Raw genomic sequence first — 26,679 nt, forward strand, 5'->3', positions numbered from 1 at the left:
TCATGACCGATAGGCGAAAAGTAACCACTGGCGCCGTTGCTGCCCTGAGCGCGACCGCGCTGATTCTCACGGGCTGCAGTGCCGGTGGCGGCAGTTCTGACGACAACGTTTTACGCGTTGCGATGGGTTCCCCCGGCGAGGCTCAGATTCGTGTCTGGGATGACGTCGCTGCCCAGTTTGAGGCAGCGAACCCCGATGTCACCGTTGAGATGAACTACCAGAACGACGACCTGTACCAAACGATTGGCCTCCCCAATCTGCTGAATGGTCGCAATGCTCCGGACATCTATTTTGAGTGGGCTGGTGCTCGACTTGAGCAGCGCGCCGCTGATGGTTTTGCCGCTGACCTCACTGAGGCTGTCACGACCGGCCCCATCGCTGGCCTCTTCGATGACGAGGTCTTCAGTTCGTTGACGGTCGATGATGCCGTCGTCATGGTTCCTCATGCTGCCGACGTCACGAACGTGCTCTGGTACAACGAAGATATCTTTGCCGAGAACGGGCTGACCCCGCCAACCACGTGGGATGAGTTGCTTGCCACGTGCGATGCTCTCGATGCAGAAGGCATCATTCCCATCGCATCGGGCAATAAAGACCTCTGGGCTGCCGGTAACTGGCTCGCCCACTTGACTTCGCGCGTAGTCGGCGAAGACGTTTACAGTTCAGCGCTTTCGGGCGAGACCGACTTCGATACTCCGGAGTGGGTTGAAGCCTTCGGTTATGTCAAAGAACTCGCCGACCACAATTGTGTGAACGAGAGCGCGAACGCTGTTGACGACAATGAGGGCGCCCAGCTCTTCTTCCAGGGCAAAGCAGCGATGCACGCTATCGGTTCGTGGCTTGTGAGCTGGGCAATCGATGAGGCGCCCGGGCTCAACTTTGACTACGTGAACCTTCCGAGCATGCCCGGTAAGGGAAACCAAGACAGCGTTATCGGCGTTGTGACGGGCTACGTTGTGAACGCCAAGAGCAGCAATCAAGATCTTGCGGCAGAGTTCCTGGCCTTGCTCAATAGCGACGAGAACGTTCAGGCCTTCATCGGTGCTGAACTCACCCCGATGGCTCTGTCCGCCTCCGACGGCGAAGAGGTCGACTCGCGCAGCGCCAAGCTCCTCGACATGCTCGAGACGGCTCCCGCGATCGTTCTCCCGCCCGACAATGGTTACGACCTTGAGACCGCCAACGCACTGTATGCGGCCCTGGCCGAAGTGCTCGGTGGCCAGAGCAGCCCTGAGGATGCCGTTGCCGGTATCGATAACAAGCTGAGCTAACTTCTTTCCCGATAGTTAGCCACTTTCGCTGACCGCCCGTCCACCCGAGATCGGGCGGTCAGCTTCATTCTTGAGAGGGCGCCAAGCCGATGAAGCCCAACCGCAGGGTCACCCCGTACCTGTTCTTGGTTCCTGCCATGGCAGTCTTCGGCTTTGCGGTTCTCTTTCCGGTAGTGATGACCTTTGCTTATAGCTTTACCGAGTGGAATGGCTACGGAACGATGCAGTTTGTCGGTCTCGACAACTACATCGAGGCCGCAAATGATGTGCTGTTTCGCGACTCATTCCTCCATGTAGTTCTCTATATCGCGGCGACGATTCTGCTTGAGGTTGCTGTCGGTTTGGTGCTGGCGGGGCTGGTTAGTGTGAAGCGTCGCGGCTCGCTCTGGTTTCGGGTGGCGATCTTCACCCCCGTGATGCTGCCCATGGTTGTCGTTGCGGTGCTGTGGGCTTTCGTTTACAACAACGACTTTGGTTTGCTCAACGCGGCCCTCGTGAACTTTGGTCTCGAAGATCTTCAACGCGTCTGGCTTGGTGACCCGGCAACCGCACTCCTCGCGGTGAGTGTGGTCTCGGGCTGGGTCTATGCCGGTTTTTACATGACTATCTTTTACGCCGCCTTTAGCCAAGTGCCCACCGAGGTGATCGAGGCTGCTCGCCTCGATGGTGCCGGCGAATGGCAGCTATTTCGGCGTATCAAGGTGCCGATGATCCGCAACGCGATTACTGTCTCCTTGCTGCTGTGCATCACGGGCGGTTTTCAAGGTTTCGATCTTTTCTATGTGATGACAAATGGTGGACCGTATGGGGCCACCGAGATCCCGACCACTTATCTCGTGAAGTCGGTATTCACTTTCGGGAATGTTGGCTACGGTTCGGCAATGGCTATGGTGCTCACAGCAGTCGTCGTCGCGCTGGGTTTGGTCTTCGCGAGGGTCAATCGCGAGAAGCCCGAGAAGGTGAACGCATGAGCACCCGCACCGCACAACGCTTAACGGTAGGCCGCATTCCTGGACTGCTCTTCACGCTCGCACTAGTAGTCATTGCTGTCGTGTTTTTCTTTCCGATGCTCTGGATGGTGTTCTCCAGTTTCAAATCGAACTCGGCGATTTTCTCCACCCCCTTCGCTCTTCCCACCGAGATCGACTTCGGTCGCTGGGCTGAAGCGTGGGAGGTCGGGCACATCGGCCAGTACGCCCTCAATAGTGCGATCGTGACCGGGGCTTCCGTGTTCGGCATCCTACTTTTAGGGGCTGCGGCAGCATTCGCCTTCAGTCGCTACCGCTTCCGTGGCCGTAACCTTCTCATGGGGTTACTGGCTCTTGGCCTGTTATTGCCGTTGCAGTCGTACTTCATCGCGCAGTCAACGCTGTTCACCCAACTGGCCATCACTGACACCCGCTGGGCGCTCATCATCCCTTACACGGCCATGGGGCTGCCGCTCGCGGTGTACCTTCTCAAGGTCTATCTGGATGCCGTGCCCGACGAACTCTTCGAGGCCGCCCGCATCGATGGTGCTGGCGACCTTCGCGTGTTCGGGTCGATCGCCTTGCCCCTGCTGCGCCCCGGTCTCGCGACCGTCGCAATCTTCTCGGCCCTGTCGAGCTGGAACGAGTTCTTGCTCGCCCTGCTCTACATTCAGGATGACGCCCTCAAGACGATCCCGACCGGGCTACTCGCATTCTCGAGCCGGTATGTGACCGACTACGGCTTACTATTCTCCGCGCTGTCGATCGTGACATTACCGATGATCATCATCTACATCGTGTTCAACAAGCAGATCGTCGATGGCATCACCGCCGGAAGCGTCAAATAACGCTAAGAGCCCCGCGCTAAGTTTCGATGCGCGCTACGCCTCGATGGCGGGAATCGGCTGGGTGCGCGACATGAAGCGCACAACATTCTCGTCAACGATGATGTCACTCGGGCGAAGCGGGCGACTCAAGTACAGGCCCTCAAGCTTGCTGATGCGGCTGAGCGCAACATAGGTTTGTCCGGGAGCGAAGGAGCGCGATCCGAGGTCAACAATCGCGCTGTCGTAGGTCTTGCCTTGCGACTTGTGAATCGTGACGGCCCACGCCAGTCTCAGCGGAAACTGCGTGAACTCAGCGATTACGTCTTTACGCAGCGCTTTAGTGCGTGCCGAGTAAGAGTATTTGAACTTTTCCCACACCGCCGGCTTTACTTCGTAGTCGCGGCCGTCGACTTCTACCCACACCGTTGCCGCGATCTTGGTCACAGTGCCGACGCTGCCGTTGACCCAGCGTTGGGTTCCGCCCTCGTTAGTGTCATTGCGCAGAAACATCACTTGCGCGCCGACCTTCAGGTCGAGGGCATCATCCGCAGGGTAGGAGCGCCCACCAAATTCTCCAGAGATTTCTGCCTTCGCTGTCAGTACCTTGCCGGGCAGGCGCGCAAGCTCGGTGGCATTGATGCGAGTGACGGCACTGTTTGTGGTGGCGAGCGTGATCGTTCCGTCGTTCGGTGCCGGCCGAGCACCGACCGCATTGAGCCGTTCAGCAATCTCTGCCGTCACGCCGTTGTGGCGCACGGCGTTCAACATGTACTTGAATTCACCCTCATGCTGGCGGTGGATGCTCGTCAGTTCATAAATCGTCAGGTCAGTCTGCTCCCACACTAGAGCGTCAAAGAACCACATCGAACGGTAGCGGTCTTCAAAGTAGGCCCGCTCATCCGGATCACCGGGCACGGGAGCCAACTGGTACGGATCCCCGAAGAGCACCACTTGAACGCCGCCAAAGGGTTCGTTCTTGCGTTGGCGTGCTTGGCGCAAGCTGCGGTCAATGGCATCAAGCAGGTCAGCGTTGACCATCGATACTTCGTCGATCACGAGAGTTTCGATGGTGTTGAGCAGTTTGCGCAGGGGAGGGTTCTGTTCAAGCTCGTGGTCGGCGATGACCCCGATGGGAAGGCGGAACAGGGAATGGATGGTCTGGCCGCCAACATTGAGAGCCGCAACGCCCGTTGGAGCACAAATGACTATCTGCTTTGAGGTGTTCTGCGAAAGGTGATTAAGCAGCGTAGATTTTCCGGTGCCAGCGCGCCCCGTAACAAAGAGGTTGTCGCTCGTCGTCTCGATCGCAGCGAAGACTGCTGCTTGCTCCGGCGACAGGGTGATTTTTGACACGCAATCACCCTAATGCGGCTGAGGGCAGCTCTCGGTCTACTTCCCCAGTTTCGTGCCGTGAGATATCTTTCACGTCAGCGGTTTAGGATGTGTGAATGCGTCGCGAGCTTGTTACCTGGTCTATCGTGCTCGGGCTGATCATTGCCGCCTTCGCGACAACCGTGGTCGTGCTCAATTCGACAATCTATAGCGCGACCGGTTTTACACGCAGCTATCTGGGCGCTCTCGCTCGCCACGACCTCGATTCTGCACTAAAAATTGCCGACATCCATGTGCCAGCAGAATCCGGCGCCTCCTCCGATGATGGCGCCGGCGCAACCCCGATCGATACGACGGGTGCCGGTTCGATGCTGCTGGCTGGTTCGCACGATCTGCTGCGACCGTCTGCTCTCAGCACGATCGAAGACATCGCCGTTGTCGACCGTGTGAAGAACGCGGACGGCTCCGAGACCGTCACGTTCGATTTCGAGCTGGATGGCCGCTCTGCACAATCAGCGTTCACCGTTACTCGCGCGGGAACCAACTTCGGCGTGTTCGCTGACTGGGATTTTGTTACAGCTCCCCTCTCCATCGTTCGCCTCACGGTGCTCAATTCTCCTGAGTTCACCGCGAACGGCTCCGATTTTGTGACTCCGGTGCAAAATACGCCGGCGCCGTATGTGGTGCTGACGCCCAGCAGCTTTGATATCGCCCACTCATCCACTTTTCTAGAAGCAGAACCGATCGTCGTCTCGGCGACTGAACCCGGTGCCACAGTGCGCGCGCGTCTCGATATCGTGCCCAACAAGCACATGACCGCCCAGGTGCAGCGTGAAATCGGCGTTTCCCTCGATGAGTGCGCCACTCAAGTAGTTTTGCTCCCCACCGGATGCCCCTTCGGTCAGCCCATGGCCAATCGCATCGTGACAACTCCTGAGTGGAGTATTGCTGCATACCCGCCCGTGGCGCTGCAGCCCGGCTCGGAGCCATCGACCTGGTTGATGCCTCCGACGGATGCGGCAGCCCATTTGCTTGTCGACGTGCGCTCGATCTTCGATGGCTCCGTTTCGACCTTCGACGAGGATGTTGCCTTCAGCGCGAGCTACCTCGTGAAGATCTTGCCCAACGACAAGCTGCTGATCACCGAGCAGTACCCCAACTAGTCGCCGCGCAACCCTCACTAACGACGCTGAGCGAGCATCTCGTTGTAGGCGTCGAGTTCGGCATCCCCGTCACGTTCCGCTTTGCGGTCGTAGCGCACAGAGTCACGCCCATCGCTCCGGCGCCACATGATGGCCACGGCAATCGCTAGGGCAATCGTGGGGATCTCGCCGACGCTCCAGGCAATTCCGCCACCGATGCGTTGGTCTTGGAGAGCGCTCACTCCGGTGTCCCAGCCCATCGCGCCATACCAGTCGGCGAGCAGCAATCCTGTTCCGGTCATCAGACCAAGACCGAAGAAGGCGTGGAATGCCATGGTGCCCAAGAGAATCAGCAACCGGATGGGAAAGGCTGGTCGGTGGGGCGAGGGGTCGATACCGATCAGCGATTGCACAAACAGGTAGCCAGCACCTAAGAAGTGGACGATCATCCACTCGTGCCCGACATGATCGGTCGTCGCCCAGCGGAACAGCGGCGTGTAGTAGAACACCCACAGCGAGAACACGAAGATTCCGGCAGCAACCAGCGGATGCCCGATGATCGCCATGTACCGGGAGTGAACGATGAGCAGAATCCACTCGCGCGCGCCGCGACTGCCATCGGTGCGCTTCGCGACCGCACGCAATGCCAAGGTAATGGGAGCGCCGGGCACGAGCAGCACCGGGATCATCATTCCCAAAGTCATGTGCCCGAGCATGTGCATCGAGAACAGGTAGCCCTCGTAGACATTCACGCCACCGTTGGTGATGTAGAACAGCAGCAACATGCCGGCAATCCAGAAAACGGTGCGGTGGATGGGCCAACTGTCACCGCGCTTATGCAGGCGCCACACGCCGGCGAGGTAGAAGAAGATGGCGAAGCCGCAAATCAACACCCAGATGAGGTCGAAGCTCCAGAGGCTAAAGAGGCTGCTGGCTGACACTGGCGGCGGCAAGGGGGAGCCGGTGAGGTACGCGGCGGGGGAAGAATCCGGGATGTCGGCGGCCACGGTCTCGGGTACCGGAGTGGGGGTCGCCGCGAGGGCGGCGGCGGCGCCGGACGCAAGCCCCATGAACGCGAGCTCAGCGGAGACGATCCACCAGAACCATCCGCGACTCTTGTTCTGGTTCGATTCCAGTCGACCGATCGCATAGTTGCGGTAGATGGCACCGAAGAGGCCCAACATGATGAGCGCGAACACTTTGACCAACACAAGGAGCCCGTACGGCGAGAGCAGGTTTCCGAGGTTCTCGACCCGAATTTCGGCACTCACGTAACCAGAGACTGCCACCACGATGAAGCTGATGAGGGCCACAGTCGAGTAGCGGCGCAGCACCAGAGTCAACCGGTTCTTGGTGAGCGTGGACTGAGCGATCGCGATCGCGAGCAATCCGCCCAACCAGAGGGCGGCAAAAAGCAGGTGCAAGAAGATCGCGCTTGTTGCGGCGTCATGGTCTTCGGTTCCACCGCTGTGCCCCTGAAGGGCCATGGGGACGAGGCCCGCAATTGCGAGGATGAGAACGAACGCGAGCCCCGTGGGGTTGCGCACGGCAAAACACAGCACCGTCACCGCCGCCCCTATGAGCACCGTCGCCAACCACGCTTGACCAAGTTCGGTAACGGTCAGAAAGCTCGCCAGAACGTCGCCAAAGGCGCTTGAGAAGTCAATGGGCTGGTTGCGCACCGCCAAAAAAGTGAAAAACCCGGTAAAAGCGGATGCCACTGCCCACAGTCCGGCACCAGCTGCAGCAAAGTCGAGCGTGAGCGAGAACTCCTCACGCTTCGGCGACATCGCAAAAATCGCGAGCATAAGCCCGCCAATGGTGGCCGCCAACCCGAGGTTCACAAAAAGTTTCGAGATCGGAAGACCCCAGCGAACCACTGCCCCCGGGTCTAGCAGAATGGGCGCTTCTGCTCCGCCGCCGAACCGGAGCCCCACAACGACGACGACGAAGGCGACAACCAGCAGCAGGGCGGGTCCGGCTATCCGGCTGAATCGAAGCACCCTCCCAGAGTAGTCGCCGCTAAATGGGAGGACACCCACCTTAGCTTTCTTGAAACGGTACTTAACAGGGTTCGGCGACGAGAGCGAGCGCGGTTTGTGGCTCGGTCAACGCTTCACGACGATTCGGGTTCGTGAGAAAGAAGTGGATGACTTCCGCGACGACGCTCGGGTCGGAGCCGACGAGGAGCGGCGCGACATCGTGCAGGTTCTCGTCTCGTTCGACGATCTGAGCGATCTTCGCAGTACCGGCGGCCCCGGCACCGAACCGCACCTCGACCAACTGACCCCAGGGCAGAAAGATCTCTTCTGCGCCTCGCCACCAGCGCAGCCCCTCTTGGCTCAGTCCAAGACCTCGCGGAATACGAAACTTTCTGAGCAGATAGACGAGAGCTGCCCCACCGCCTACCAACAAGGTCCAGCCTCCTACCCGCCCGCCGATGGCTAGCGAGATCGGTTCAACGTTTCGGGCATATTGCGCCCACACAATCACCGCACCGGAAAGAGCGATCAGGAGCGTTCCCAGGATGGGAAAAATCCAGGTACGAGCCTTCGAAACGAAACGAAGAGGTGTCGATGTTGCTATCCGAATCTTGTTGGGAACAGCATTCGTCCACAAGCTCACAAGGAACGGGATCACACACAGCAGCCCTACCGTGAGCAACAGCATCACCAGCCGGTACAGCGGCGAGAACGACGCGAACGCAAAGAGTGCAACGAGAGCCGGCAGGAGAACGAGAAAAGGAAGCAGCAGCATGAGCTGCACAGTTGTGGGTCTAGCCCGCTCATAAGCATCAGATCGATCGAGCTGTGGATCTGTAACCCGAGCCCGGAGCCGTTGCGTGCGCCTAAACCAAAAAGTCTTGCTCGCCACGACCCACTTCGCCTTATGCCCAGAATTTGTGCATTCGTCGAATAAAAGCGGACCGCTGACGAGGCCCTTCTTGTGCTCGGCCCAACACGGCCAGCAACCGGCACGAATGTTCAAACAAGGTCGAGTACGGGCACAACAAAAAAGGGCGACATCCCGAAGGATGTCGCCCTTTTTAAAGTTACTGCTTAGCCCTTGGCTGCTGCCTTGAGCTTGCTGCCTGCGCTGAGCTTTACGCCATTGCTGGCCTTGACTGGATTGCTTCACCCGTCTGCGGGTTGCGGCCGGTACGAGCCTCGCGGAATGTCTGCTCTGCAGCCATCCAACCTGGGATCGAAACCTTAACTCCGTTGCCGACCGATTCGGACAGCACGGCGAAGAAAGCGTCTACGACGCCGGATACGGCAGCCTGGCTTTGGCCAGACTGTGCGGCAACCGCCGCTACGAATTCAGTACGGTTTAGCGACTTGTCAGCCATAGTGGTCCTCCTCGGGACGTTGTGCAGTTAGTTGTTCCCGAACGTTAGAAAACGTCGGAACCGCTTGGAATCTACCAGCTTGACTTGGTAATTCCGGGCAACTCGCCCCGGTGAGCCATTTCACGGAAGCGAACACGGGAAACACCAAACTGGCTGAGGTATCCACGGGGACGTCCATCGATGGCGTCGCGACCGCGTACGCGGATCGGCGAAGCATCGCGGGGAAGCTTCTGAAGTCCGAGGCGTGCAGCCTCGCGTGACTCGTCAGTTCCTGCTGGGTCGACGAGAGCCTTCTTCAGCTCGAGACGACGTGTGGCGTAACGCGCAACGATGACCTTGCGCTGTTCGTTCTTTGCAATCTTGCTCTTCTTAGCCATGTTTAGCGCTCCTCGCGGAATTCAACGTGCTTGCGAACCACTGGGTCGTACTTCTTCAGTACGAGGCGGTCGGGGTTGTTGCGACGGTTCTTGCGTGTCACATAGGTGTAGCCCGTTCCAGCAGTTGAACGAAGCTTGATGATCGGACGTACGTCCTGTGCCTTTGCCATTAGATTTTCTCCCCACGTGCAAGGAGGTCCTTGACAACGGATTCGATGCCACGGGCGTCAATTACCTTGATGCCCTTTGCGGACAACTGAAGGGTTACCTTGCGGCGAAGCGACGGTACGTAGTACGTCTTCTTCTGGATGTTTGGATCGAAACGACGCTTCGTGCGACGGTGCGAGTGCGAGATAGCGTGTCCGAAGCCGGGAATGGCGCCGGTCACTTGGCAGGTTGCTGCCATGGTCATACTCCTGTTCTAGTTACCGTAAGGACTAAGCCTTACCCAAGATCACTTGTCGGCACACACACTGCATTCTTCTCAGAGCTGCGATTGTGAAACCGCTGCCTCAATCAGTGTGGGATGTGAGTGCGAGAGTGGAAGAAACCACTCGATCAACGGTATATGTTACGTGCTAGAGCACGTCGGGCACAACCCGAAAACATCCACGATGTGGTGCGGCTGAGTAAAACCATGCTCGGCGGCCACACTTTTGGCCCACTGTTCTACGGCATCCGCCTTGATTTCAACGGTGGTGCCGCACTCACGGCAGATCAGATGATGATGGTGCGAGTCGGGCGTGCAGGCCCGAAACAGGCTTTCGCCGTCTTGCTGTAGCGAGTCGGCATCACCGGCGCCGGCCAGGTCGGCCAGGGCGCGATAGACCGTCGCCAAGCCAATAGAACTACCGGCATCGCGCAACGCACCATGCAGTGCTTGGGCGCTCACGAAACCCTCTGACTCAGTCAGAGCATCCCGCACCGCTTCGCGCTGCCATGTGTTGCGTTTCATAGTTGCCATTCTAACTTTTGCCAACCGTGCTGACAGCCGTCAACGGCGCCGCGGATGCTCGGCCTCCGGAACGGCCACGGCCCCGCCGCGCACCAATAACCCGGCACACCAGGTAGATCACGAACGAAATCGTGGTGATGTAAGGACTAATCGGCAAGGAGCCACCGAGGGCGAGCAAGACTCCGCCCGTCGCCGCCACAAAGCCAAAGATCATGCTGAGTACGGGAACCATTCTGGGCGATGACGAGACGCGCATCGCAGCCGCCGCCGGAGTCACGAGCAGCGCCATCACGAGCAGCGCACCAATAATTTGCACCGCAACCGCGACCATAAGCCCGAGCAACACCATGAAGCCGAGCGAAAGCAATCGCGAGGGCACACCGCGTGCCGCAGCGACCTCAGGGTCGAGACTGTCGAACGTGAGCGGACGCCACACAAAAAACAACGCAACCAGCACGACAACGCTGATGCCGATCAACAGGCCGAGCTGTTCACCATCCACCGAAATAATTTGACCGGTGAGGAGCCCGAACTTGTTACCGCTGCGTCCCGGGTAGAGCGCCAAAAACAGGATGCCCAACCCCATACCGAACGGCATGAGCACGCCAATAATCGAGTTCCGGTCGCGAGCCTTAGCCCCGAGCATCCCGATCAATATGGCGGCAATGAGGGAGCCGGCGATGGAACCCGCCACCACGTTGACACCAAACAACAGCGCAGCCGCAGCGCCAGCAAACGACAACTCACTGATGCCGTGCACCGCAAATGCCATGTCGCGCTGCATCACAAACACACCAATGAGACCCCCAGCAATGCCCAGCACTGCGGCAGCAATGAGCGAGAAGCGCACAAGGGTCAATAATTCGCCGTAGTCATTGAACCCTGCGATCTGGCTCCAGAAATCGTCGAAAGTCATGCGATCTCCTCGTCATGGTGGTGATCGCCGTGCGGGGTGCCCGCAACAATTACGCGGCCGCCGACACGCACAACCTCGACCGGGGTGCCATAGAGCGCGGTGAGCACATCGCTGCGCAGCACCTCATCCGGCGTGCCGATCATGAACTTTCCGCCAGCCAAATACAGGATGCGGTCGACCATGCCCAGCACCGGGTTCACATCGTGAGTCACAAATACCACCGCAGTATTGTGCTCGCGTCGGCGCCGATCGATCAGCTCAGAAACCCCGCGCTGGTGCTGCAAATCGAGGCTCAGTAGAGGTTCGTCGCAGAGCAACAGCACCGGGTCATCCGCCAACGACTGAGCAACCCGCAAACGCTGTTGCTCACCGCCCGAAAGTGACCCGAGGGGCTGGCTGGCATAGTCGCTCGCACCAACATCAGCGATCAACGCGTCGACCCGCACCCTGACGCTGTGGGGGAGAGTCGGCACACCAAAACGGTGCCCGTTTACCCCGAGCGTCACTAGGTCGCGGCCACGCAGGGGAGTGCCTGGCGCCGCAATCTTCTGCTGCGGGATGTACCCGATGCACCGATCTCCCCGACGAACCGGATGCCCGGCCACCGCGAGTGTGCCGGAATCCAGCTTCTGCTGGCCCAAGATCGCTTTCAGCAGACTCGACTTGCCCGAACCATTCGAGCCAAGCACGGCCACAAACTCGCCGGGTGCAACATCAAGATTCAGGCCAGACCACAGCGTGCGATTGCCAAAACCGAGAGCGCCGTCGCGGATGCTCAGCACTGGTGCGGCGGTCACGCCGTTACCCGATTCATTCGGCAAGAGCGGCTGCGAGAGCATCTAGGTTTGTCGACATCCATTCGACGTAGTGCGACCCTTCGGGCAACGTCTCGGTAAATGACACCACAGGCACACCCTGTTCAGCGGCAGTCAGGCGCACCCGCTCAGTTTCGGGGCTCGCTGTCTGTTCGTTGTAGGCCAGCAGCGCGGCCTTGCCCGATTCGATCAGTTCGAGAACGTCTCGGAGTGCTGTCGGCGGAACATCACTGCCCTCTTCAATGGCCTCAGTGAAGTCGGTGGGGGTGATGTTGTTCAGGCCGACAGCCTCAAGCAGGTAAACGGCAACGGGTTCCGTGACAGCGGCGCCGCGATCAGCTGCGAGTTCAGAAATTTGAGTTGCTTGAGTTTCTAGGCCGTCGAGGTCGCCCAAGAAGGCGGAGAGATTCGCATCGAATTCGTCACTCAGCGATGGCTCGAGGTCGGTTAGTTCGTCGGAGAGGTGCTCAGCGATGTGCTCCATCGCGTGAAAGCTGTACCAGACGTGTTCGTTGAAGCCTTCGATGTGATCGTGGCCGTCGTCGGTGGTGTGATCATCATCATGATCATGTTCGGCGTCGTCGTCGAGCAGTCCTGAAGCATCGACCGCCGTAACGAGAACGGCGGATGCACCGGACGATTCGTAGAGCGCTTCAGCGAACGGGTCATAACCGCCGCCGTTGAGGACGACGAGATCGGCGCGCGAGACCGCGAGTTGATCGCGCGCTGAGCTTTCGTAGCTGTGGGGGTCTTGGGCAGCATTGTCGATCAGGCTGGTGACGGTCACGGCGTCGCCACCAAGGATCGAGACAAGATCGCCGTACACGCTTGTTGAGGCGACGACGTTGATCGTTCCGTCATCTTCGACCGTCGTGGGTGCTGAGCAACCAGCGAGAGTGAGCGCAGAAACGGCGAGCAAAGCTCCCGTCGTGAGAGTGCGCGAGTGGGTGTTGGTGCGGGTAAAGCGAGACATCTAAATGTCCTTCTAAGGCCGAAGCCGGTAGTGGTAATGAGATTCGTTATCAACAGCATACAGGAACACTCCCGGACTCCCCGACAAAACCCACAACCAATAACCGCTGGAACGGTAGTCATGACCGCTACCCACGAAAATCCAGACCGGGCGTGAAAGCCACTCCGGTCTAGATTTTCGACATTCGAGCGCGTGCCGTTAGAACTGGGCGATCAGACGCTCAAGAGACTCCGCGTATTTAGCCTGGAGCTCCGTTGATAGCCCACGCCCGCCCGTCGAGAGCACGATGGCCCCATCAGGGGAAAAGTGATAGCCCTGTTCCTCGAGCGTCAGATCGCTCGCTTCGATTTCTGCCAGCAATGTCGCGTTGTCGGCCGGAGTCTCATAGGTGATGATTACCACCTCGTCTGAGCTGTAAAACTGCTTGCAGTCTCCGACGAAGAAATTACCTCCGCAGTATGTTGCTGTCAGGTCTTCTGGATTCGTGACGGAAAGCTCGTCCCAGCGGAAATTCTTAGCGATGTACTCAGCCGAAGTTACAGACAGGGCCGTTACCCGGGGCGGAGAAGTCTCCAGCACGGTTGGTTCTGGATACGGAATCCAGCTTGTGCAGCCCGACAGGAGTACGAGGAGGGCTGCTGAGACTGCTGAAGCCGCGAGTTTCTGGATTTTCATATACTGACCTTATTTCATTTTGAGGATATGCCAGTGTTTCTCGGAGTGCAGGCTTGAGAACATCCGCTCTCCGCCAGCACAGCCGGCTCCTCATTACGATTGAGCGCAACAAGTATCGCGCGGCACCGTTCAATCATGAAGGTTTCGCCATATAGGGAGAGTCATGTCGACACATCGTGAGAACTGGGCCGGCAACCTGACCTACAGCGCCGAGGCGATACTGCAGCCGAAGGATGTCCACGAGCTTCAAGACCTCGTCGCGCGCTGGCCCCGTGTGCGAGCGCTCGGCACCCGGCACTCCTTTACCGACATCGTCGACACCCCCGGCGCCCTCATCTCGCTCGCGAACATTGCTCCGGAGATCAGGATTGACCCCGCAGCAATGGCCGTCAGCGTTACCGGCGGCACCAGCTTCGGCATCCTGATCAATGAACTCGAAAAACACGGCTTCGCCCTCCAGAACACCGGGTCGCTGCCGCACATCTCGGTGGCTGGCGCGACCGCAACAGGCACACATGGCTCCGGCGATGGCAACGGCATCCTCTCGACCGCCATCGCTGCCGTGGAACTCGTGACGGCAGACGGCACACTCGTCACGATTGACCGCACCAGCGATCACCTCCCCGCTATTGCCGTTGGTCTCGGCGCGTTCGGAATAATCTCGCGCGTCACCCTCGATATCGAACCGACGTACCGCGTGCGCCAAGATGTCTACCGTTTCGCGCCGTGGGAGACCGTGCTTGAGCAACTAGATGAGGTCATGGCCAGCGCCTACAGCGTCAGCCTTCTCGCCGACTTCGCGAGTCCCACCGTCCTGCAGATTTGGCTGAAGACTCGACTCGACAACGGCGATGATGTCGACCTTGCCCCCACCCTGTTCGGCGGTGTCTGGTACGACGACTCTGATGAGCTCGCCCCCGAAAATGTGAATCAACGCGCGAGCGTGCCCGGCCCGTGGTCAGAGCGGATGCCGCACTTTCGGCTTGACGGTCAGCCCTCTAACGGCGGCGACGAGTTGCAAAGCGAGTACTACGTCGCACGCGAAGACGGAGTCGCTGCCGTGGAAGTGCTGAGAACTCTCGGCGCCCAAATCTCACCCCACCTGCTGATCTCGGAGATCCGCACCGCTGCTGCTGACTCGCTCTGGATGAGCCCCGCCTACGAACGCGATGTGCTCTGCATCGGCTTCACGTGGGCGAAACATCCGGTCGAGGTTGCGGCACTACTGCCGGTGATCGAGAAGGCTCTCGCCCCATTCGCAGCACGGCAGCACTGGGGAAAACTCTTTCACTATGGCGCCGATGTGATCCGCGAACGCTTCTCCCGCAGCGGCGACTTTCTCACACTGCAGAGTGACTACGACCCGACGGGTAAGTTCTGGAATCCGTTCCTAGAACGCAGCCTCGGGCGCTAATGAGTCATCGGCCTGAGTTGGATGCTCCGTCCGGTCACTCCGAGATTGGTTGGTCGGCCTTCTCCGGCTCGCCAACCTCGGCTGCATCATCGGCAATTACGTCGGGCACATCACCTTTTTCGTTCCATGTTTTCATGATCGCCCAGCCCACCGCCGCGATCGGCACCGAGAGAACCGCACCCACGATTCCGCCCAGCACTGTTCCCACCGTCAAAGCCACCAAAATAACGAGCGGGTGAATGCTCAACGATTGCGCCATCACTACGGGCTGAAGAAGGTTGCCCTCCAGCTGGTTGACGAGCACCACAATGCCCAAAACGATCAGGGCAACAACCCAGCCATTTGTTACGAGCGCGACAAGAGCAGCCAGAATTCCCGCGACTGTCGCCCCAACGAGCGGGATAAACGCGCCCAAGAACACGATGACGGCTAGCGGTAGGGCGAGCGGAACCTGAAGAATCAGCAAACCACCACCGATACCGATGGCGTCGACCGCGGCAACAATCGCCGTTCCCCGCACATAGCCACCGAGGGTGCGCACCGCCGTTAGTCCGATTCGGTGGCCGCGCGCACGGCGAATGCCGTGCAGAGGACGCAAGAAGAACTCCCAAATCTGATCGCCGTCTTTGAGGAAGAAGAACAGAATGACAACGCCAAGAAGCAAACCGGTAACAATTTGTGCCGCGGCGGAAACTCCTTGAATCGCCCCCAGTCCGAACGACGCGCTGGTAAAGAAGTCGAGAGCTGCGTTCCACGCCTCGTCAAGCGCGTCCTGATCGATCGGGAATGGCCCATCGAGCGCGAAATTCTTGAGCTGATCGAAGCCGTCGGTCGCTGATGTCGCGAGCTCTGACCACTGCCCGCGCACAGCGAAAACAATTGCCGTTACGAGGCCACCAAACACGACAATGCCACCGAGCAGTGTGCTCCAGGCGGCAAGCATCCGGCCCGCCCCGCGCCGTCGCACCCACATAACTAAGGGACTAGCGGCGGCAGCGAGAATCAACGCAATGAGAACAGGGATCACTACAAGTTTGAGCTGAGTGAGACCGAAAATCGTCACTGAGGCCAGCGTCAACAGAAGCAGCACTTGAAGGGCGCGCGTCGACCACGTGCCCAAGCGATCGGTCCAAATCTCACGCAGGCCGACACGTTCAGTCGACGGAGAAGAAGAGGAACCAGAAACAGGCGAATTAGTCGACGCACTCATCTGGCCAGACTAACCCTGGCCGCCGTCTTCCTTGTGTTAACTTTGCAAAACAAGACGTGTCGTGTCGCCGATTGGTAGGGTCGGCCTAGCGCCTAGCTGGTAGTGTCTTGGGTCACGCTGGGGTGCTCAACGAAGCCCCACCCAACGCCACGAAGCAGTGGATGAAGGGCTCAGGTAACTGGCATCATGACTCACGAAATCGTGGATACCCGATACAGACAGTACTCTGACGCGCTTCATTCTGCCGTGACTACCGATGAGGTTATTACTGCCTACCTCAAGACGGTAGGCAACGTGATTCCTGCGGCGGCACACGGCGTTTATGAGCTAGACACCGCGAGCCATTCGGTGATCAGCTCCCGATCAAATCTGCGCGGTGACTGGCTCGATCGATACGAAGAGTTCGGGCGGCAAGATGATCCCGTTCTGCAGTTCGTGCTGAAGCAGGGCCGCCCTGTTGACTCGTCTCGTCTCGACGCCAATGACGAGTGGGAATCATCCGGTGCTCGCAAGGCCCTCCGCTTTCGCGGCCTTGCCCACTCCTTAGAAGCGCCGGTCGTCGTTTCTGGCGTTTTCTTCGGAACGATTAACCTTGCCCGCCCGGAAGAATTCCCCGCATTTTCTTCCGCCGAACTCCAGACAGCGAGCCTCGTCAGTGAACAGCTGGCAATCGCCTTGGAACGAGCGCTGCGCCACGAGACAACCGGTCGTCGAGTGTCGACCTTGGAGCGAACGCTTGACCGATTGGGTCAAGCAGTAATCGTGACAAATCTCGAAGGCCAGGTGCTCTACCAAAACCGCACAGCACGCCACGATTGGGGCGTCGAAGTAGATATCGAGGGTTCGCCCCTTCCCGGCGCCACCGCCGACGCGATTTTTACAGCGATGAGCGAATTTCGTGGATTGGGAAAACGAGTATCCGTGCGCGATTTGGAAGACAAAACGCTGAACCGGCGTGCCGTCATGAAGTCCTACCGGCTCGCTGACAGCGAAGACACCGCGGTCTCGCTAATCTTTCCCTACGCTGACGGCCCAGCGGCCAGACAGCTTCCGGTGTGGGACGTACTCACGCGCCGCGAGCAAGAGATCGCCCAACTCGTCAGCGAGGGTCTCACCACCAAGCAAATTTCCGTTCGCGCGTTCATCAGCGAGAACACGACTAAGCAACATCTGAAGCGCATCTTCGTCAAGACTGGCGTAAGTTCACGCGCTGAACTCATTCAACTCATCTGGACCTCAGGTCACGCTGACCCCCGAGCCTGAGCAGTTCGAGACCCCGTGGGAGGTCTCGTGCCGCTAGCGGAGCCCGGGCCGATGAGAGCCCGGGCCACCGTCACGCAGCAAACAGAATCAGATCAGGCCACACGATAAACGCGGTGATTGCCGCTGCGTAAGTGACGAAGTATGGTGCAACGCCGCGGAACGTGTCGATGATCGAAATGTCTGGATCGATCCCCGTCACAATGAACGCATTCACCCCAATGGGCGGGGTAACGGCCCCCAGCGTCGTCACAAGCGTCACAATAATTGTCGACCACACCAGGTCGTACCCGAGGGCCGATAGCAGCGGGAAAAACAACGGGATGCTAATGACTAAGAATCCCAGACCGTCCATGAGCGCTCCACCAAGAAGGTAGATCACAATGACAATCAAAAGCACCACTACGGGTGCAACAGGCAGCGCTTGAACCGAGTCCGCGAGCTCGAACGGCATGCGTGTCAGCGTCAGGAAGCGGCCGAATACGACGGCCCCAATCACGAGCAGCACTACGAACGAACTAATCCGCAGAGTCTCCGTAATAGAGCGTCGGAAGGCTGCCCAGGTGAGAGAGCGTGTCGCTACGGCGATCAGCACCGCTCCTGCCGCTCCAACACCGGCGGCCTCGGTCGGCGTAAACCACCCGATGAACATTCCCACCACCGCGAACAGGAAGATCACGACGATCTCCACTGCGCCGCCAAGCGATCGGAACCTTTCGCCCCAGGTCGCCTTCGGACCAGCAGGACCAAGTTCCGGCTTTCGCCACGCAATAAAGAGGGCGGTCAGCACCAGCAGGACCCCGATAAGCACACCGGGGAACAGCGCGGCCCGAAAGAGGGTGGTGATCGACTGCTCCGACTGCACGGCAATGATGATCAACGCCGTCGACGGCGGAATTAGGATGCCGAGCGTTCCACCGATGGCAACGGTACCGCCGGCATACTTCTTGTCGTAGCCGTAGCGTTTCATTTCCGGGATGGCGATCGCGCCCATGGTGGCAGTCGCTGCGGAGTTAGAACCAGAGACCGCAGAGAACGCTGCGCTGGCGGCAACCGTTGTTGCCGCAACCCCGCCCGGCAGGTGACCCAGCCATTTATAGGCAGAGTTAAAGAGTTCGTGCTCATCCCGGAGTTGAAGATCACTTGGCCCATAAAAATAAACAGGGGGATGACCACCATGCTGTACGACGCCGTCTGTCGGTAGACGTCAGACGCGATGAGCTGCATTGCCGCGTTTGGGCCAGCGAAGAGGAACATTCCGCCCAAGCCGACGGCCAAAAGCGAGAACGAGATGGGCATCCGCAAAAAAATTAGGACGAGGAGGACAACAATGCTGAGCACTGCCAAGGCGATCGGGGTCATCGTTTCTCTTCCTGACGTGTTGAGGCGATCCACGCCTGAATAATCCGCACGAAATCACGGATAAGCGCGAGCACAACGACACCGAAACCAAACATAAGAACGAAAACCCAGGGCCAGGTCGGAGCTTTGAGAAGCTCCGTAGTCGAACCGGTCTTGGTCTGCGCCAACCCGTAACCCCACAGTGCGTACATGACGACAAGAAAGACGACGATCGAAAGCAGCGTTATTACGGCTTCGACTACTCGTTGAGTCGGCTTGTTGAAGCGTGAAGTAAGAAGGTCAATTGAGACGTGTGCTTTCGCGATCTGGCCATCGCCGAAGCTCAGCCCGAGAACGGCAACGCTAAGCAGCCCCATCAATTCGTACGTTACGGCGATCGGGGTTCCCATGAGCCGCAAAATGATGGCGCTGACCAGCAGCACAACAACTATAAGGAGCGCGACCCCGGCGACCGCAGCGGAAGTCCGCGCGATCGCCGGGATTACGCGAGGGAGGAAATCCCTCATCGCGCGGCGTTTTCAGCCGCAAGCTCACGCATGCGAGCGAGCACGCCTTCAGAGTCGAAGTACGAGTCAGCGTTCTTCTTCACCCACTGATCAGCCTGACCCTCGAGGATTTGATCCCATTCGGCGCGTGTGGCGTCGTCAACGTCAACGATCTCCACACCATGCTCATCCTTGGCAAAGTCGATCGCTGCCTGAATGGAGTCGTCGTGGCCCTGCGAGGCGAAGAGCATCATTTCTTCGCGCAGCTCACCGATGACGGTTTTCACGTTCTCAGGGAGAGCATCAAAGCGGTCTTTATCCATGACCGCGACAAAGCTGTTCGAGGTCCAAACGGGTAGTCAGAGACATAGCCGATTGACTCGGCGAGACCGAAGTCTTTCATGACCTCCCGTGACGACATGTAGCCCTGGACTACGCCGGTGTTCAACGCCTCCGAAACTTCTGCCATCGACATTCCGATTGGTGCCGCTCCGAGTTCTTCCAACACAGGGACGTTGGCGCCAGCAGCACGTAAGGAGACACCAGAGAGGTCATCCTCGGACACGATGGCCGTCTTGGTCTGCAAATACGAGGCCTCTGTCGTGAATGCGGTTATTACCTCATAACCATCGAATTCTTCTGGCTCATACTCATCGAGGAGCTGCAGGAAGGTCCGCGATGAAGTCTCTGCGCTGTCCATCCCGATCGGTACGTTCATGACTGAGGAGAACGGGAAGCGCCCGGTGTCATAGGCCGGTGAGTCCAACCCGATGTCCACGACGCCCTCGGTCACCCCGTCGAAAATGTCGCCAGAGCTGAGGAGGGTTCCTCCGACGAACAGCTCGACCTCAACCTGCCCATCAGTGCGCTCGCTGATCTGGTCTGCCCACTCTTGCATCTGCACTGCGGGGAACGACGCAGCCGGCGCAAAGAATGCGTAGCTGAGGGTGATCGGCTCGTCGCCCGAGGCCTCTCCGGCTTCTGCCGTGCATCCCGTGAGCACAAGAGCGCCCGCTACTAGAGCAGCGAGGCCCGTGAATCGATAGCTATTTTTGAGCATAAGTTTTCCTCATCGTTGAGATCTATATGTCTGTGAAGGAGTAGCCGCTTAGTCCACTCAGTTCGAGCGAATTTTTTCGGCGCTTGGCTGTCGATATTCGAGAAGTGCTTGGTTTTTTGAAAACGATCACGCTGAGTGAGGGGTAATTCTCACCTCTAATGTTCGTCTTCATTGACAACCAAATATCGAGTTCGTTCGTCAATCAGGCTATTGGTGAGCACTAGCCGCTCGCGTCACCCGAGTGGGTAGAATCGTTTATTCGCTACCCCTAGTAGGGGTAGCGAGCCTGGCCGTGGTTGACCGAGATCCACTGTTGCGTTGTCAATTCGTCGATAGTTGCTTGACCACTCAGTCGCCCCATACCGGAGTGCCTTTCACCCCCGAAAGGCACTAGTGGCTCATCCGCAATGGTCGAGTCGTTAATGTGAATCATTCCGGTGTTGATGCGTTTTGCGATGCTCATGCCCAGAGCAAGATCGCGGGTGTGAAGCGCGCCACTGAGACCGTAGTTCGTGCTGTTAGCGATCTCGATGGCCTGATCATCCGATTCGAACTCCATAAACACAATGACGGGGCCGAAGAGTTCCTCTTGAGCCACATCGTCGGTCATGGTTACGCTGTCGAGCACGACCGGGCCCAAGACGTTACCGACGGTTTCCCCCCGAAATAGCGCGGTGGCTCCGTTAGCAAGCGCGGCGTCAATGCGGGTCTGCAGGTTCTGCACCTCGCGCTGGTTGATGAGCGGCCCGATAATCGTGGCGGGATCCGCCGGATCTCCAGTCTTCAGCGTCGACACTTTTTTCACAAACTTCTCTCGAAACTCTCGAGCGACCGCTGAGTGCACGAGAACCTTATTCGCCGACATGCAAATCTGACCTTGATGGGTGAAACGACTAAAGACAGCCGATTCCACCGCATAGTCAATGTCTGCATCCTCGCGCACGATGAAGACGTTGTTACCACCAAGTTCAAGAATGACCTTCTTGAAATTGCGAGCGCACACCTCGGCAACGTGGCGTCCCACCGGAGCAGACCCCGTGAATACGTGTGCACGGGGTACCGGGTGCTCTAGGAAATAATCACCAATCTCCGGGATCTCAGTGACGGTGACGTTGAAAAGACCCGGCGGGAGACCCGCTTCCTCAAAGATGTCGGCCATGATGGTTCCGCCAGTTATCGGGGTCTCTTCGTGCGGCTTCAAGACCACACCATTACCCGTCGACAGCGCCGCTACAACGGGCTTGAGGCCCAGAAAGAATGGGAAGTTGAAAGGACTAATGATTCCCACAACACCGAGCGCCTTGCGGTAAACGAAATTCTCCGTGTCTGGCACTGGTGACGGAATGATGCTGCCATGAATCTTGAACGCGGTAGTCGCCGCATCCTTGATGGCTTCTACAACCAATCCGATCTCGAAGGCTGCTTTCAGCGCAGTGCCGCCCACCTCCTGAATAATCAGGTCCGCGATCTCGTCATGACGCCGCGTCACTATTTCAGCAGCCTTCTCGAAGACACCGCGGCGAGCGTGGGCCGTCATTTTCTCCCACGCCGGTTGTGCGGCCTGAGCTGCCTCATACGCCTCATCGATGTCTTGCTTCGAGGCGATGCTGAACGATCCGATTTCGTCATTGTTGAACGGGTTAGTCACGACCAATTGCTTGCCGGTGGCGCCGTCACGCCATTCGCCGCCGATGTACTGTTTCGTGAGCTTGGTGAGATCCATCAAGAACTACCTTTCGTGGGTGAGCGAGTTCTGCGGATTCAATCACCAGCGCTACTGAGATCAGCCCTGCTTAATTGGCCCTGCAGCCAGACGGGGCGAGGCTGGGACGGGCAATCGTACCCGCCACAGCCTCGGTCGCATTTTCTAGATGCGGTGGAGGAACCAGTCGCCTAGTCGTGCTCCTGCTACCGACATGTAGTCGTAGCTGCAGTGCAATGAGCCAGCTCCGTCATAGATATCTACTGTGACATCGTCGGAGGTCAGCGCCGCAACAAAGCGTTCCGCTCCCTTGATATCCATGATGATGTCGGCGGTGCCGTGCATCACGTAGACAGGGATCTTCAACTTGTCGGCGATGCCGTCGAGAGTGAACTCGGCGAGCTTAGTGCGTGCCTCAGCGTCATCTTTCGAACCCGTCAACCACTGCAACTGCTTCTGAAGCGGCGGGTAGAACTCGTAGAAGTCAGTCAGAATGCTCCACGTACCGCACCACGCGGCGACAGCCTTGATGCGTGGCTCGAAGGCCGCAGCTCGCGGCGCGTAGTATCCACCGAAGCTCACTCCCGCGAGACCGAAACGATCTGCGTCGACATCGCTACGCTTCTCAAGGAAGTCGAGGATTGCCGCAACCGGTACCTCGTAATCGGGGCGGCTGTACATTTCCTTGAAACGCAAGGAGCTTCCGCGACCAGGGGTATCCACCATTACGACGTTCATGCCACGCGCGGGGAACTCCGTTCCACCGAGAGAGTAAAGCTCTTCGGCCCACGAGTCGGCTCCGCCGAGGAAAAGTACCGTTGGACGGGCTTCGCCGGAGTTATCCGGGCGCACGATGTAGCCCTCCATCTCCTGACCCTCGAAAGGAACGGCGATAGGTTCGATCAGTCCGCCCGAGAGCTCTGCTGCCTTTTGGAAGTTTTTCTTACCCTCGGTGTAGGCCACCGTGCGGCGAGGATCGAACGAGTCGAGGAAGAATTCCGAGTGACGCCAGTAGCTCATCGACCGGTGGAATGCACGACGGGCAGTCGTGTTTTCGCCACGCTCCAGTGCTGCAGCGCCCTCCGCGGCGGCGTCGGTCGCCGTGCGAGTCCATTCACGCTGCCAGACCTCTGGATCAGTAGTCTCCGTGCCGATCCGGCCTGCGGTGCGCGCACACTCAAAGAGGTCCGCCCCGCCGACCGCAACCTGCGAGAGTAACCGCATAGTCTGCAGCGACCAATCCTCGTCCTGGGGGAACAACTCGATTAGCGACAGTGCATCGCCGTTGTTGCTAGTAGACATTCTCAATCTCCTTCAGTGTTTTCTTGCAGTTCATGGTGATCTAACGTGCCGCCGTGAGCGAAGCCTCGACAGCTTCATCCCACGGTGTACGGTTCTGAATCGCGACCTTGTACTTCGCGAGCTGGCGGGGAGAACCAATGCAGACAGCACCGATAAGCACCCCATCGCGCCCAAAGGTCGCGACGAGCTTGTCATCGGTCATCGTCTCGATGTTGGTCTGGTCCGCCCCAGTGGTGCGACCAACGAAACGCATCTTGGTATCGAACTGATCAGTCCAAAAGTAAGGAACCGACGCGAAAGGATCACGGTTACCCAAAAGGGTGGATGCCGCATGGCGACCTTGATCAACAGCGTTCGTCCAATGCTCAACGCGCATCTGCTCGCCGAAAATTGGGTTTCGCCAATTGACGATGTCTCCCGCCGCGACAACGTTTGGCAGGGACGTCTTCAAATCTGGGGTGCAGGCAACACCGTTCGAAAGCTCGATCCCGCTGTTGGCCAACCACTCCACCGCTGGGGTTGAACCGACACCAGCAACCACGATGTCTGCCTTGATTACGTTTCCATTTTTTAGGGTAACCACAGCGCCGTCGACGCCCCACTCAATTGCTTCGAGCGCGCTACCGCACCTCACGTCCACGCCATTGCGTTCGTGTAAACCTTGATACCACTGCCCAACGTCACCGACGAAAACTCGCGAGAGCGGTGCCGGACCGCGCGCAATCACCGTGACATCGAGTCCCTGCGCGCGGGCGGCGGCAGCGACTTCGAGGCCAATAAACCCACCACCGACAAGCACCAAGTGCTTTCCCGGCGCAAACTCTGCCCTTAACCTGACGGCGTCCTCCATGGAATGAAGTACATGCAGTCGGGGGTCGCCGTGCGCAACAGACAATTCACGCACCGACGAACCAGTCGCAAGAACCAGGCCGTCGTACTCAAGCTCTGAGTCGTCAGCTAGAACAACGCGTTGCGTAGCCGAGTCGAGACGACGAGCCGGATTTGCGAGTGCAACAGTGACTCCGTTCTGCTCGTACCAATCAGTCGGCTTCAGCAGAAGTTTCTCGGGAGCCATGTCCTCGAGGAGCATTTGCTTCGATAGCGGTGGCCGGTCATATGGCAAGCTTTCTTCAGCAGAGACCAGTGTCAGCTCCCCGTTGAAGCCGTGCTCGCGGAGAGCCTCAGCGGCATTTACTCCCGCCAAAGACCCCCCGACGACCACGATGCGATCCATTAGAGATCCTCGACCACGATGGCTCGCGCCGGACACCCGCGCACTGACGCATCAGCTTGATTTCGGAGTGCTTCATCGTGCTCGTCTCCTCCAAGAATGATGGCCTTATTAGTGTCATCATCAATGTCGAAAAGTGCCGGTGCTTCGATGAGGCAGTTGGCATAGCCTTGGCAAAGGTCTAGATCGACCGTAACTTTAAACGCCATTGACTTCATCCTTTCGTGCGGGTAGCGGTGCGGTTAGTGCCCCGGGGATTCGAGGTGCTCAATCGGCGGCGTGACCTCTGCTGCGCGAGCAGCCTGAGGTGTGTTTCGGCTGCGCAGCGTGCGCACGATACCGCCAGTGATGACGGCAGAGATTCCGGGAATATCGCCCACAGATAATGCCCCGAGGGCATCGTCTCTGGTCGAACCCCAGGGGGCGTCGAGCACCACGATGTCGGCGGCCCGGCCCACGGCGATGAAGCCAGCCGGGAGATCCCACACATTCGCGTTATTGCCCGTCGCTGCGGCCCAGACCATGCCCGGATCGACATCCGACAGTGATGAGAGTTCGGCGACCGTCTTCATCACGCCAAGCGGCATGACGCCAGTACCCGTCGGAGTATCCGAACCGATAACCACACGATCAAACACGTTTTTCTCAACGGCCCGATTGATCACGCGAACGGCTGCGCGAATGTTGCCCGCTTGCACAAGCTGCAGTGCCATATCCGTCTCATCCATGATCCGGTCAACGCCGTCTTCTGCGAGCGAAGTTGGTCCACCATTAATGTGGCCGCAAACATGTGGGGCAAGAAGCATCAGGTGCTCTGGCGTAATCGGCTTGCTGCCCGGAATGCTGGCGCCGCCCGAGTGGCTCATTACAGTAATGCCGTACTGCTTAGCCCAGGTCACTTGCGCCAAGCCATCGGCCGGATCGCTGTAGCGACCGAAGCCGAACTTTGCGAGATGTACGCCAGCCTCCTGCAGCTCAGCGAAGTCCTTCTCCTGCAATGTCGGTTCCAACACCACAGCTCCCGCATGAACAGTCATGCCGTTGGGATGGAAATTGTCGAAACATTCCTTAGCGGCGATCGCGAGGGCCTTCACCCCGGAGGCCGTACTTGGGCGACCTGGTGCGTGAATCTCGCCTGGCGATACAACGCTGGTGATTCCACCGTGAACGTAGCTCGCAAGAAAGTCGACCGTCTTTTGGCGCGGCGTGTAATCGCCAAGAACAACATGGCAATGCGAATCAATTAGGCCGGGAGCAACCGTCGTTCCCACCGCGTCGACAACGTACTTCGATGCGTCGACTTCGGCCTGCAAGTTGGCCTGCATTCCGACGGCCGTAATCTTGCCATCGCGAACAACGATGGTGTCAGCATCCGCAATAATCGGCGCACGCCAGTCACCAGAGAGAATCGTTCCGGCACCGATTACGGCTAGCGACCCGTTCATCGGTGCTTCTCCTGAGCTTCAGCGATCGACATGCCACCAACACGGGCATTAATCCGGCCACGGTTAGTCACAGCAGCAATCACCACGAGCTCGTCGGCATGGGGAGCATCCGGTACTCGAACTTCCATCGAGTCGTAGTGCGAGCGAACCCACACGTCGTCTTTGTACGCCGTGGGCACGTCGATGACGGTACCGGCGACCGCAGGCTTCGTTACTGAAGTGATCCACGCAGCACCTCCACCGATTGCTTCGCGGAAGGCATTGCCGAAAATCGAGGTAAGCGCGGCATTGACGTGCTCTTGCTCCCCAGAGGTTCCCACGAGGCCAGCTTTGCCGTAGCTTTCGACGGGAGCCCCGAGCAGCTGCAGTGCCTGCTCCCCGAGCATCGTTCCGATCTCCGTTGATGCCTCGACCAGAGCCGAGAGGTCTTCAACGTATCCCTGACCGGCAAACGGGTTCTTAATTACGGCGCACACAGCGACCTTGCGCACCGGGCCACCCGCATCAGTGTTACCCGCAGAAGAACGAGTCTCCTCGATTTGCGAAAACACCTTACGGATCTGGATCAGATTCTCAGTCATTTCATTCCTCAATTTCTGGTTAGAACT

General features: G+C 58.6%; 27 protein-coding genes and 2 pseudogenes. 6 read left to right on the forward strand and 23 right to left on the reverse strand.

Translation table 11 applies throughout. The features are described 5' to 3' along the window. Window positions 1-2: 2 nt before the first annotated feature. The 3 genes from ON14_RS08445 to ON14_RS08455 all read left to right on the forward strand — a co-directional run bounded on the left by ON14_RS08445 (window position 3) and on the right by ON14_RS08455 (window position 3,087). Entirely contained in the window at window positions 3-1,271 is a 1,269-nt protein-coding gene (locus ON14_RS08445) for an ABC transporter substrate-binding protein (RefSeq protein WP_010204479.1), read from the forward strand. An 89-nt stretch (window positions 1,272-1,360) separates the two neighbouring features. Then, entirely contained in the window at window positions 1,361-2,242 is an 882-nt protein-coding gene (locus ON14_RS08450; RefSeq protein WP_010204481.1) for a carbohydrate ABC transporter permease, read from the forward strand. Beyond that, the gene (locus tag ON14_RS08455) at window positions 2,239-3,087 is read left to right on the forward strand and encodes a carbohydrate ABC transporter permease (protein WP_010204482.1); all 849 of its coding nucleotides are present in this window, start codon (window positions 2,239-2,241) and stop codon (window positions 3,085-3,087) included. Before ON14_RS08450 ends, ON14_RS08455 begins: the two co-directional genes overlap by 4 nt. A 33-nt stretch (window positions 3,088-3,120) precedes the next feature. Here ON14_RS08455 and ON14_RS08460 read toward each other — a convergent pair whose 3' ends face one another. Then, complete coding sequence (locus tag ON14_RS08460) at window positions 3,121-4,419, reverse strand: ATP-dependent DNA helicase (protein WP_010204484.1); 1,299 nt, start codon at window positions 4,417-4,419, stop codon at window positions 3,121-3,123. A gap of 95 nt (window positions 4,420-4,514) precedes the next feature. Between ON14_RS08460 and ON14_RS08465 the strand changes: the two genes are divergently transcribed. Beyond that, window positions 4,515-5,561 carry a hypothetical protein gene (locus ON14_RS08465; protein ID WP_010204485.1) on the forward strand — a complete coding sequence of 349 codons (1,047 nt, stop codon included), beginning with the start codon at window positions 4,515-4,517 and terminating at the stop codon, window positions 5,559-5,561. A gap of 17 nt (window positions 5,562-5,578) precedes the next feature. Here the strand turns inward: ON14_RS08465 and ON14_RS08470 are convergent, their stop codons facing one another. The 11 genes and pseudogenes from ON14_RS08470 to ON14_RS08520 all read right to left on the reverse strand — a co-directional run bounded on the left by ON14_RS08470 (window position 5,579) and on the right by ON14_RS08520 (window position 13,600). Then, entirely contained in the window at window positions 5,579-7,543 is a 1,965-nt protein-coding gene (locus ON14_RS08470) for a cytochrome c oxidase assembly protein (protein ID WP_010204486.1), read from the reverse strand. Window positions 7,544-7,604: 61 nt separating this feature from the next. After that, a complete protein-coding gene (locus ON14_RS08475; protein ID WP_141629975.1) occupies window positions 7,605-8,297 on the reverse strand; it encodes a hypothetical protein in 693 nt (230 codons plus the stop codon). Window positions 8,298-8,599: 302 nt separating this feature from the next. Continuing rightward, a pseudogene (locus tag ON14_RS08480) lies at window positions 8,600-8,889 on the reverse strand (HU family DNA-binding protein). A gap of 71 nt (window positions 8,890-8,960) precedes the next feature. Beyond that, the gene (rpsN, locus tag ON14_RS08485) at window positions 8,961-9,266 is read right to left on the reverse strand and encodes a 30S ribosomal protein S14 (RefSeq protein ID WP_010204489.1); all 306 of its coding nucleotides are present in this window, start codon (window positions 9,264-9,266) and stop codon (window positions 8,961-8,963) included. Window positions 9,267-9,268: 2 nt separating this feature from the next. Continuing rightward, a complete protein-coding gene (rpmG, locus tag ON14_RS08490; RefSeq protein WP_009773536.1) occupies window positions 9,269-9,436 on the reverse strand; it encodes a 50S ribosomal protein L33 in 168 nt (55 codons plus the stop codon). Next, the gene (gene rpmB, locus ON14_RS08495) at window positions 9,436-9,672 is read right to left on the reverse strand and encodes a 50S ribosomal protein L28 (RefSeq protein ID WP_010204490.1); all 237 of its coding nucleotides are present in this window, start codon (window positions 9,670-9,672) and stop codon (window positions 9,436-9,438) included. The genes rpmG and rpmB overlap by 1 nt, the downstream gene beginning before the upstream one ends. A gap of 165 nt (window positions 9,673-9,837) precedes the next feature. Then, on the reverse strand, window positions 9,838-10,221 hold the full coding sequence (locus ON14_RS08500) for a Fur family transcriptional regulator (protein ID WP_010204491.1): 384 nt from the start codon (window positions 10,219-10,221) through the stop codon (window positions 9,838-9,840). Window positions 10,222-10,231: 10 nt separating this feature from the next. Further along, a complete protein-coding gene (locus tag ON14_RS08505; protein WP_010204492.1) occupies window positions 10,232-11,137 on the reverse strand; it encodes a metal ABC transporter permease in 906 nt (301 codons plus the stop codon). Beyond that, window positions 11,134-11,976, reverse strand: coding sequence for an ATP-binding cassette domain-containing protein (locus ON14_RS08510; RefSeq protein ID WP_010204493.1), 843 nt, complete (start codon window positions 11,974-11,976; stop codon window positions 11,134-11,136). Before ON14_RS08510 ends, ON14_RS08505 begins: the two co-directional genes overlap by 4 nt. Next, window positions 11,948-12,925 (reverse strand): metal ABC transporter solute-binding protein, Zn/Mn family, encoded by a 978-nt coding sequence (locus tag ON14_RS08515; RefSeq protein WP_010204494.1) that lies wholly within the window; start codon window positions 12,923-12,925, stop codon window positions 11,948-11,950. Before ON14_RS08515 ends, ON14_RS08510 begins: the two co-directional genes overlap by 29 nt. Before the next feature lie 198 nt (window positions 12,926-13,123). Next, the gene (locus ON14_RS08520; RefSeq protein ID WP_010204496.1) at window positions 13,124-13,600 is read right to left on the reverse strand and encodes a hypothetical protein; all 477 of its coding nucleotides are present in this window, start codon (window positions 13,598-13,600) and stop codon (window positions 13,124-13,126) included. Between the two features lie 163 nt (window positions 13,601-13,763). On the opposite strand from ON14_RS08520, the gene ON14_RS08525 reads away from it, so the two are divergent. Then, window positions 13,764-15,014: an FAD-binding protein gene (locus tag ON14_RS08525; RefSeq protein ID WP_010204497.1), complete on the forward strand. Its 1,251-nt coding sequence runs from the start codon at window positions 13,764-13,766 to the stop codon at window positions 15,012-15,014. Window positions 15,015-15,048: 34 nt separating this feature from the next. On the opposite strand, the gene ON14_RS08530 is transcribed toward ON14_RS08525, so the two are convergent. Continuing rightward, on the reverse strand, window positions 15,049-16,224 hold the full coding sequence (locus ON14_RS08530; RefSeq protein WP_010204499.1) for an AI-2E family transporter: 1,176 nt from the start codon (window positions 16,222-16,224) through the stop codon (window positions 15,049-15,051). A gap of 186 nt (window positions 16,225-16,410) precedes the next feature. Here ON14_RS08530 and ON14_RS08535 point away from each other — a divergent pair, with 186 nt between their 5' ends. Continuing rightward, a complete protein-coding gene (locus ON14_RS08535) occupies window positions 16,411-17,487 on the forward strand; it encodes a LuxR C-terminal-related transcriptional regulator (protein ID WP_010204501.1) in 1,077 nt (358 codons plus the stop codon). 70 nt (window positions 17,488-17,557) lie between these two features. On the opposite strand, the pseudogene ON14_RS08540 reads toward ON14_RS08535, so the two are convergent. From ON14_RS08540 to ON14_RS08580, 10 genes and pseudogenes are all read right to left on the reverse strand, one after another. Next, window positions 17,558-18,846: pseudogene (locus ON14_RS08540) on the reverse strand (TRAP transporter large permease). Continuing rightward, window positions 18,843-19,352, reverse strand: coding sequence for a TRAP transporter small permease (locus tag ON14_RS08545; RefSeq protein WP_010204505.1), 510 nt, complete (start codon window positions 19,350-19,352; stop codon window positions 18,843-18,845). Before ON14_RS08545 ends, ON14_RS08540 begins: the two are co-directional and overlap by 4 nt. Continuing rightward, window positions 19,349-19,654 (reverse strand): hypothetical protein, encoded by a 306-nt coding sequence (locus ON14_RS15180; RefSeq protein ID WP_141629976.1) that lies wholly within the window; start codon window positions 19,652-19,654, stop codon window positions 19,349-19,351. The genes ON14_RS08545 and ON14_RS15180 overlap by 4 nt, the downstream gene beginning before the upstream one ends. Further along, window positions 19,615-20,391: a TRAP transporter substrate-binding protein DctP gene (gene dctP, locus ON14_RS08550; protein ID WP_050993017.1), complete on the reverse strand. Its 777-nt coding sequence runs from the start codon at window positions 20,389-20,391 to the stop codon at window positions 19,615-19,617. The genes ON14_RS15180 and dctP overlap by 40 nt, the downstream gene beginning before the upstream one ends. Window positions 20,392-20,659: 268 nt before the next feature. After that, window positions 20,660-22,114 (reverse strand): aldehyde dehydrogenase family protein, encoded by a 1,455-nt coding sequence (locus ON14_RS08555; RefSeq protein WP_010204506.1) that lies wholly within the window; start codon window positions 22,112-22,114, stop codon window positions 20,660-20,662. A 144-nt stretch (window positions 22,115-22,258) separates the two neighbouring features. Further along, window positions 22,259-23,395, reverse strand: a complete 1,137-nt coding sequence (locus ON14_RS08560; RefSeq protein WP_010204507.1) for an alpha/beta hydrolase family protein — start codon at window positions 23,393-23,395, stop codon at window positions 22,259-22,261. A gap of 40 nt (window positions 23,396-23,435) precedes the next feature. Next, the gene (locus ON14_RS08565) at window positions 23,436-24,629 is read right to left on the reverse strand and encodes an NAD(P)/FAD-dependent oxidoreductase (protein ID WP_010204509.1); all 1,194 of its coding nucleotides are present in this window, start codon (window positions 24,627-24,629) and stop codon (window positions 23,436-23,438) included. After that, entirely contained in the window at window positions 24,629-24,835 is a 207-nt protein-coding gene (locus tag ON14_RS08570) for a ferredoxin (RefSeq protein WP_010204510.1), read from the reverse strand. Before ON14_RS08570 ends, ON14_RS08565 begins: the two co-directional genes overlap by 1 nt. A gap of 33 nt (window positions 24,836-24,868) precedes the next feature. Further along, window positions 24,869-26,071, reverse strand: coding sequence for an amidohydrolase family protein (locus ON14_RS08575; RefSeq protein WP_010204511.1), 1,203 nt, complete (start codon window positions 26,069-26,071; stop codon window positions 24,869-24,871). Next, complete coding sequence (locus ON14_RS08580; protein WP_010204512.1) at window positions 26,068-26,652, reverse strand: amino acid synthesis family protein; 585 nt, start codon at window positions 26,650-26,652, stop codon at window positions 26,068-26,070. The genes ON14_RS08575 and ON14_RS08580 overlap by 4 nt, the downstream gene beginning before the upstream one ends. Window positions 26,653-26,679: the final 27 nt, after the last annotated feature.

The organism is Salinibacterium sp. PAMC 21357 (genome assembly GCF_000247645.1).
GTDB lineage: Bacteria > Actinomycetota > Actinomycetes > Actinomycetales > Microbacteriaceae > Rhodoglobus.